Source organism: Mesorhizobium sp. LNHC252B00 (assembly GCF_000502955.1).
Classification (GTDB): Bacteria; Pseudomonadota; Alphaproteobacteria; order Rhizobiales; family Rhizobiaceae; genus Mesorhizobium.
Genome location: NZ_AYWO01000063.1, coordinates 1 through 8,337, shown reverse-complemented (window position 1 = coordinate 8,337; position 8,337 = coordinate 1). Strand labels below are relative to the sequence as shown.

The window sequence follows — 8,337 nt, the reverse complement described above, 5'->3', positions numbered from 1 at the left end:
TTCAGGCTTGTCATCGGATCCTGGAAGATCATGGCGATCTTGTCCCCGCGGACCTGCCGCATCTGCCGATCGGGAGGGGCGGCGTCGCGAGGCGTCCCCTATCCCGATCAATCCCAACCGATTCAAATCAAACGGCAGCACGCTTTAGTAAAGCCGCGTCACGAACCCACCAGCGTCGGATTGCAGCTCATATATGAGCCCGCTCAGTTGAGGCAGCGCCGTCGAAATGATCGTCAGGCAGTATGCGCAAGGATGCGCTCGTGGAAGAACAAGAGATCGAGGTGTTGCCTCTGGTGGAGCGAGACCGGCGAACGCAAAAGACGTGGGGCCCTCCTTCTGACGGTGAAATTTATCAGAGCCGAATGGTGCCACACGCTCGCCGGCCGCCTATAGCATCACTCGCCGGGACACGACCTATTGCCAAGTCAAGGCGCCAGTACCATCGGACCTTGTCCATATATCCCCCCATTCAGGCGCCTTGATACCTATCAATGAGTTCTTTCACCCTCTGTTTGCGGTGCATCTCGGCGAGCGCCCAACGTTCCCGTATGTCCGCGCATTTCAGCTGCGTGTCCCGAAACAGCTTTTTTGCTACTGAGAGCTGGTCGGCGGTTGAGCTTTTTCCGGGCCCTCCTCCGAACTGTAGAGCGTCCCTGCACTCTTCAAGACTCGCCGGTAACACATCAGTGAGGTGGTCGGCCAACTCGCTTCGGCGCTCCACGGCGCCGCCATCCTGAGACAGGCGCCTTGCGATGTCGCCAATTAGCGTATGGGCCTTCCTGAAAGGAACGCCTCGCGACGCCATCCGTTCTGCGGCGACGGCCGTCATCGATGAGCCGTCTTCCAGATTTTCACGCATCGACCGCACGTTGAAGGTCATGAATTTTACAATGAGGGATGTAAGGGTGATGGCCCGCTTCAGGGCATCTTCTCCAAGGCCCAGCGGAGCGCAGCCATAGTTGCTTGCTTCGATCGCGTTGCTGAAAGGCGCTTTGCAGGTTGCCGTTGCCGCAGAAATGTATGCGCCGATCACAGTGCTTGCCGACCCCTTTATGTGTTCAAGCAGAAACGGGTTCTTCTTTTGAGGCAGCATGGAAGAGCCTCCTGCAAGATTGTGAGGAATGTCGATGAGGGCGAACTCCCGCGTCGTCCAAACCTGCAGGTCCTGGGCCACACGACTGAGCAAGATTGAAACGCCAGCGAAGACTGACAGCCCTTGCAGGTGATGATCGCGGCTCGCGACCGCATCAAGTGAGTTGAACGACGGCAGTTCGAACCCCAGAAGACTTGCGGTTTGCACAGGATCTATAGGAATGCTGGTGCCTCCGCCCGCCCCCGCCCCCATAGGGCAATTCCTGATGTCTTCCAGCAGGCAATGGAGGCGCTGGCGCTCGCGCCCTAGAGCGAAGAAGATGCCAAGCAGGTAATGCCCGGGCGACCCAGGGAGTGCGATCTGGTACTGACTGTACAACGGAGCCACAAGTCTCGATGCTTCCTCCGCTCGCTGAAGCAGGGCATCTTGTGCAATTCCTATTTCTTGCGAGATGGAACACGCTGCTTCCCGAAGGGCCAGGAGAGAAATCGTCGCGTTCAAGTCGTTGCGGGATCTTGCAAGGTGCAGCCAGCCGGCCTTTTCCGGGCCAGTTCTGGTGACAAGTTCGGCCTCATAGGCAAGATAGAGGCCACGCGGAGCCTCGCGGCCCTCCAAAGACTGAAAGCCTTCATCCTGGATGTCCAAGATGTGCTTCAGGAGATCGGCAGCGTCTGTCTGGCAGACCAAGCCCTGGTCCGCAAGCATCACCAGATGTGCTTCGTCTATGGCCGCTTGGTAATGCAGAAGGCGACCGTCACGCGAGATATCGATAGGCGGAGCGAGCAACTTCATCGCTTCAGGATGTAGGTGCCACCTGCTCTCGCTTGACCCAGCGACTTGCCTGTTGTCCGATTCGCCGGCGGCCGCCTCGATATCGATTACAATAGAATCGATCATCCGTTCAGCTGCCGCTGCAGCGACGTTGAGTTCATCAGCGACGCCTACGGCGTAGGCAACCCGGTCTCTGAAGTCGCCATTTATTTTAACTTCCACTCCCTCAGATTTCAAAAGACCCACCTCGGGCACTGCCGGGTCTGGATTTCGAGAAAAGCCCAGGCGTTTGAGCTTGCCGGATTTATGAACGAGTTGGAAACGGATGGCTCCCGCCCTTGCGCTCGCGCGTGGAGGCGTGAACCCTTCCCCCGCATAAAGTCTAATCACCATGTCAAGGATTGACGTGCCCAAGGCGTGCGAGAGCATGACTGGAATCATTCCTCCAGCCAGCCTGGGGTTGACCTCGATGATGACGGGGCCCGACTCCGTTATCACGAACTCCACATGAGCCGGTCCGAACTTCAGGCCCAGGGCCGACACCGCGCCCGCGGCAAAGGAGGCCAGTCCGTGGAGGGATGGCTCCGGAAGCGGGGCCGGGAAGTCGTGCCCTACCTCGACGAAGCAGGGAGCCGGGCCCTTGTGCTTGGCAAGAATTCCAAGGCAATGCAGCGCCCCATCGTAAGCAATTATCTCTGCAGAGTATTCTTTGCCTTCTATATATTGCTGAATGAGGATATCGGAGCTGGGCAGATCCACTTGATTCAACAATACGTCCTTTGCACTCTCAAACGCCTTTATGGCGGCTGTGGCACTATCGCACAACCGCACGCCGCTACTACCGCTTCCGGAGACCGGCTTTACGACGACTGGCAGAGTGACTTCGGTAAGAATATTGTCCAGGTCTCTCGTAGATGTGGCCAACCGAGTTTCAGGGATCGTGATTGATTGTCGCTGTAACTCGGCCGCTTGCTCCCATTTGTTCCGGCATGTGGCTACAGCCTCCGGATTTGGTGCTGGTAACCCCATTGCCGTTGCGACACGCGCCGCTGCTTCCACAAAATAATCAGACGATGAATATATTCCTTCCAGCCCTCTTAATTTGGCGGCGACCTCGATGAGTTCATCCGGACTACGCGTTTCAGCTTCAATAACGTGAGCGACGGAGTCCTTAAGAAACGGATAGCGGGCACGATTACGCGTAACGAGATAAGGCTCAAAGCCCAGGATCCTGGCCCGCTTCATCAATAGTTCGCCAGTGCCCGTCGTGTTGCTTTCCACGAAAAGGAAGCTACCTCGGTTCATCATGAAGCATTCTCCAGCACGTTTAGGACAGCTCCCCGGCTTCTCCGACTCCAATGATATCGGTTCCATGGTGGGAGAGCCGTCGAAGGGTGCTCTTCGCTAGACGGAGCGTCCAGAAGAACACCTTCATGTAGACACCCGTTCTGCTTGAGCCACTCGTGGTCGTAAGCAGCTTCGACATACCGGTGCCCTTCATCAGGACATATGACAACTACGGTTTCTCTTGGATCGTGCCGAGCGCGCCACCGCCCAACGATGTAGCTCGCTCCGGAGGTCGGACCGGCGAAAACGGCATGCCGCTCGTGGAGGGTGCGAGTTGCAGCGAATGCGAGGGTAGCCGAGAGGAAATGCACCTCGTCATACAGTTCGTGCCTCACGTTCTTGGGGACAAGACTGTTCCCCAGCCCCCGCAGTTTCCGTTCGCCATCCTGTTGGCCAAAAATGACGCTATTGAAGGTGTCCACTCCAACCAGGCGCGCGCCAGGGGCCTTTTCGCGGAGGCGCTCTATCGTTCCGCAAGTAGAGCCGCCTGACCCTACAGAACCGACCAAAGTTACGTCGGCACCCAACACCCCCGATATCTGATCGGCAAAGAGCTTATACGCTGCGGGGTTGTCGGGTGTTTCGTATTGCTGGGGCCAGAAACAGGAGTGCCCCAACTTTCTCATCCTAGTGTGTAATGCGTCGAGGCGGCTTCTTTGATAGCCACCCTGCTTCGCCTTTTCAGCTATTATGAACACTTCGGCTCCCAAGGAGCGCAACCTGTTTTCCAGGCCTTTGTCCATCACTGGGTCTGTGAAGATTTCGAGCTGGAATCCACGTTCTCGGCAAACCACGGCCAAACCCAGCGCGAAAGTTCCGCTCGAGGTCTCGAGAACTTTCATGCCGTGCGTCAAGGTTCCTCGAGCCAGCGCTTGCTCAATGATGTACTTCGCAGGGAGAAGCTTCATGAACGCAAACTGCGCAAGATACAGGTTTGTCTCACACCTAATAATGCTGGGGAGAGCATATGCATCAGAATAGCCAGAGAATGGCAGGCGTTTGTGAACGGCGTCCATATTGCTTCCTCATCGGCAGCCAGTCATGGTCAGATATATTTTTGGCGAGTTGTCGAACGGCGATACATGGGCGAGCACGGACCGAAGCTTCCGTGGAAAGTCAGCCGCCATTCGATCAAGCAGGATTCCAATCATTGTGCCGCTGTGCGCGACTATGACTCCGAGAGCGCCAGTGGCCTCTGATGCTTTCAGCATCGAGTTCAGATGCTCCTTTGGGACCCGTTCCTGATGCAGGAGCGCGCTGGTCGTAGCTATTCTGCCTATCGTGGCCGTATCACCCCGCGGAATTGCTATCTGTGCGCGGTCGAGTAATTCGTGATATTCTGCTCTGTGACTGGCGGAGATTTCACCTCGCCGTTGATCATAGTCAACGGTTTCGACCGTCCCTCCTTCATCGATACCAACGATTGCAAGCGGCGGCATTTGCCCAAGGAAGGAGAGAAGGCTACATGCACGCTGCTGATATGCGACCACTCCTGGGTACATCACCCCATCGGACGGCTCGATCTCCGCCATTAGCTTCTCGATCAACGATGTTCGGACTCTACGCCTGAAGCAGCAGGCGATTGACCTTGCCGTCGCAACAAGATCCGCAGACGAACTCGCCAGCCCTTTGCCTTCGGAGAGCTCAGATTGCAAAAGGAGGATTCCTCCTGAGGCGCCGAGCGCAATCACGAGATTCTCAGCCAGCCGTTTAGCTTTGACTTTATGTGACGGATAAACGGTCACGCATTGTGTGCCTGCAATCGGGATGAAGTGAGCTCGCGCAAAGAGCGCGATGGGCATCGTGACCAAGAAATGAGGGTCCCGGGGAACGGAGCCGACCGGTAACTGGCCCTGCAGCAACTCACCGAATGTGCCGCAACAAAGAGCGTCGCTGGAATGAACCCTTAGCTGCTGTCCATCCTCGGCGATAAGCTCAGCCGTGCCTCCGAACGTCTGGTGGCACATGTATGGCCTCCAAACTGCATCGGTGGCCGCTTCGAGAAGTTCTCTAGTCGACATGCTCGCCCCGATTCCTCGAGAGTCGATAGGATGCCTAGAATTTTGGATCGCCATATCACTTCCCCCGTCAGGTACATTGAAGTGTGATTTGCCGCTACGGGACGAGACCAGGATCACCGAAACAGGGCTCGTTTCAGTTTGGACAAGTACCTAGGTGCCTAACTGTCCGGCCTCAGACTTTGGGGTGAACGTACCATTGGCAGTGATTTGCGGTTGCAAAGATTCTATGAAATTACTTGTAGTATCTGTTGCACCCCTGATTGCCGGCGGCGCCGTATGGAACGTCTCAGCGAGTTGGCGACGTTCAAGGGACACCGGTTTGAGCATTCAGTGATCCTGCTTTGCATACGCTGGTATCTGGCAGTCCGGCGGGATCGTTGGGCCCCCACGTACATCGCGGATCACCTGCGACAGATGCCCGGCATCGACGTCATGCCCCGCCCAGATCACGGCGTCGCCCACGACGCTCTCGATGCAAGCCTCCGCCGCCTTGTTCCGCGCCGGCTCTTCCATCGCAAGCGCCGCAAAGCCGGTGGCCGAGGCCATGCCTTAAAGCAACGCGAGCCGTGCCTTCCGATCAGACCGCTCGGGCCAGTCATAGACCTGGCAGCGGCGGGCCCCGTGCCTGCGTGCCACCTCGGCCACCCGCGCGCAGGGCAGAAGACTCTCCACGAGAGCCGCGCCTTCGTCGAACGCTGGGTCGTGTCCCATAAGGTGGTGTAGCTCGGCGGTTACGAAGCCGCTCGCGAGCGCGCCGTTAGTAGCGCTGTAGCGAGTGAGCGGCGTGTCGGTGGTCATCGGCGCTTTCCGGTAGGGTTTGGTTGTTGACGCCAACCCATTTCGGAAGGACCACCGATGACCGACGACATGATGAACCTGCGCACGGTCGTGGAGAAGACCCGGGATGCCGATCTTCTGCGGGAGATGATCGGCTTTGCCGCCGAGCGGCTGATGGAGCTGGAGGTGGGGGCGGCCACCGGCGCCGGCTATGGCGAGAAGACCCCGCTGCGGCTCGCTCAACGCAACGGCTACCGCGACCGGGACTAGGAGACGCGGGCCAGATACATGACCCTGGAAACCATCAGCCAGATGAGCGATGATCCCTGATCAGCCTGCCAGCCGTGGCGCGCCGATCAGCCCGGCCCATGCCGGAGAGCACGGCGACCAATGCCGCCAACTACACCACGCCGCGGGACACGATCGAACGCTGCCCGCCGCCCGTCGGACCTGCGACTACCTCAAGCCAGCCAGCAACCCGTCGCGTGAGCCCCTCCAAGAGAGGCTTCTTCGCATGTTCAAATCGCCGGATCCATGCGAGCGGCAGGACGCTACGGAGACAGGGCTACGAATCCAGGTTAACGGCGAAGCTCTCCGAGGATTGAGGCGAGGTAGTCAGTGCTCCAGGCGCGGCCTTCCCGATATGAAAATCCAGGCCTACTTTCACGGCTCCGGCCGTGAACCTCAAGCGGCTGGCACGCATATTTCGTCCAGTTCCTTCGGCTGGTATTCCGCTGCTCCGGATCGAGCCGTCGGTAGCAAGACGAGCGGTCTGAGGGTCACGCCAAACCATCATGCGAAGGCGGATCCCGTCTCATCTCAAAGCGGTTCGCCCAAGCGAACTTCTTCAACGGGCACGCCTCACTTCATGAGGAATGTGCTGGCGCATGCTGGAAACGGCAGAGTGCGGCGTGTAGCCAAAACGCGTCCACTGCTGACATGCGGATCACACAAAGCGCGGGTTCGAAATGCCGTCAGCTTACGAGACGCACTTCTGACCGATCTGGGTTAAATCCGGAAGGAGCGCATATTTGATTAACTGCCGGATCATGAATGCTTGTTTGTTTCACTTTTGCGGGTGGTTTGAAACAAACGTTGCGGAGAACTATGAAACTGTTAAGATTGCGAAGTAAATGTTAAATCTCAAGTATGGCCGGGCATCAGACGGTGGACGACCTAGACAAAAGGATCCTGACGGCGCTACAGAGGAACAATCGGCACTCCTTTGCCGACCTGGCGGAACTCGTCGGTTCTTCAGCCGCCTCATGCATGCGTCGAGTGAACAAGTTGCGTGCGGAGGGCGTAATCGTTGCGGATATCTCACTTGTGGATCCGAAGGCTCTTGGCAAATCGCTTACCATTGTTGTGACAGTTGAACTTGACCGTGAACGTCTGGACCTTGTCGACGACTTCAAGCGCGCGATGCGCGCGGCCAAGGAGGTAACTCAGTGCTACATGGTGACGGGCGACGCCGATTTCGTCCTGGTCGTAGCGGTCGAGGACGTCGATGCCTTTGATGTCTTTGTCAAGACAAAGCTCTATACCAACCCCAACGTGCGAAAATTTAGGAGTATGATCAGCCTTGATCGTGTTAAGTTCGAGCCCCGGGTCACGGTATAGCTTTCGGCGGATTGCGCTGAAGCCATAGATCCGAGCCGCCTTTGAAGCGCCCTCACTCCAACTTCTCCGGTCTCCAGGAAAGTCCAGAGTTTGCAACGGGGCTCTCGCAGAGCTCAAGGGAAAGAAAGACTTTCTACTCTCTTGACCAGCTCCTTCTGGTGTCCTTTGGCTTTTTCACTCCACCGATTAAGACATTCCGGATGAACTCGATCCTCTTCGCCTTGGGGGCAGTCAACAGCTGACTTCCTCGATTTGCTAAGACCTTCGAAAACTTTGAGCGCGTCGCCGGCACGGCAGGATAGCGAATCTCAATCTGTCGAGCGTCAGCCATTGCGGAAGGTGTGGCTGTAACCATTGATCGCCGGCGCGCCGCCGAGATGCGCGTAGAGGATTCTCGATCCCTCCGGAAACAAACCTTTCTGGATGAGGTCGATCATCCCTTGCATTGATTTGCCCTTATAAACGAGATCGGTAATCATACCCTCGAGCCGCGCACACATGCGGATGGCCTTCCTTCGTTTCCTCGGACGGGGATGCCATAACGCGGGTATGCGTAGTCCTCGAGCAACACCACATCATCCTCGACGGGTTCCATTTCCGAGATCGACGAGCTCCGATGTATGTTGGGCAATCTTTAGCCCGTCTTATTCATGAGGGATCTGGGTTTGTTTGCCGCTGAGCGGCGGACAGGTGGCGGCTCGGCGTCTT

The 8,337-nt window shown here is 57.2% G+C and carries 6 protein-coding genes and 2 pseudogenes; 2 read left to right on the top strand and 6 right to left on the bottom strand.

Annotation, left to right across the window (positions count from 1 at the left end; genetic code table 11):
- Positions 1–469 precede the first annotated feature (469 nt).
- The 5 genes from X744_RS140055 to X744_RS1000000171255 all read right to left on the bottom strand — a co-directional run bounded on the left by X744_RS140055 (position 470) and on the right by X744_RS1000000171255 (position 6,030).
- Positions 470–3,172 (bottom strand): lyase family protein, encoded by a 2,703-nt coding sequence (locus X744_RS140055; protein ID WP_023763158.1) that lies wholly within the window; start codon positions 3,170–3,172, stop codon positions 470–472.
- Positions 3,169–4,227, bottom strand: coding sequence for a cysteine synthase family protein (locus X744_RS140060; protein ID WP_023763157.1), 1,059 nt, complete (start codon positions 4,225–4,227; stop codon positions 3,169–3,171). The genes X744_RS140055 and X744_RS140060 overlap by 4 nt, the downstream gene beginning before the upstream one ends.
- A 9-nt stretch (positions 4,228–4,236) precedes the next feature.
- Positions 4,237–5,178 carry a hypothetical protein gene (locus X744_RS140065; RefSeq protein WP_245266883.1) on the bottom strand — a complete coding sequence of 314 codons (942 nt, stop codon included), beginning with the start codon at positions 5,176–5,178 and terminating at the stop codon, positions 4,237–4,239.
- A 381-nt stretch (positions 5,179–5,559) separates the two neighbouring features.
- The gene (locus tag X744_RS1000000171260) at positions 5,560–5,778 is read right to left on the bottom strand and encodes a hypothetical protein (RefSeq protein WP_023763155.1); all 219 of its coding nucleotides are present in this window, start codon (positions 5,776–5,778) and stop codon (positions 5,560–5,562) included.
- A gap of 3 nt (positions 5,779–5,781) precedes the next feature.
- Entirely contained in the window at positions 5,782–6,030 is a 249-nt protein-coding gene (locus tag X744_RS1000000171255) for a hypothetical protein (RefSeq protein ID WP_023763154.1), read from the bottom strand.
- Between the two features lie 57 nt (positions 6,031–6,087).
- Here X744_RS1000000171255 and X744_RS140070 point away from each other — a divergent pair.
- Positions 6,088–6,276: pseudogene (locus tag X744_RS140070) on the top strand (transposase); the annotation flags it as partial.
- A gap of 900 nt (positions 6,277–7,176) precedes the next feature.
- Complete coding sequence (locus X744_RS140075) at positions 7,177–7,629, top strand: Lrp/AsnC family transcriptional regulator (RefSeq protein WP_245266882.1); 453 nt, start codon at positions 7,177–7,179, stop codon at positions 7,627–7,629.
- A gap of 323 nt (positions 7,630–7,952) precedes the next feature.
- Here X744_RS140075 and X744_RS1000000173205 read toward each other — a convergent pair.
- Positions 7,953–8,267 (bottom strand): annotated as a pseudogene (locus X744_RS1000000173205) (aminocyclopropane-1-carboxylate deaminase/D-cysteine desulfhydrase family protein); the annotation flags it as partial.
- Positions 8,268–8,337: the final 70 nt, after the last annotated feature.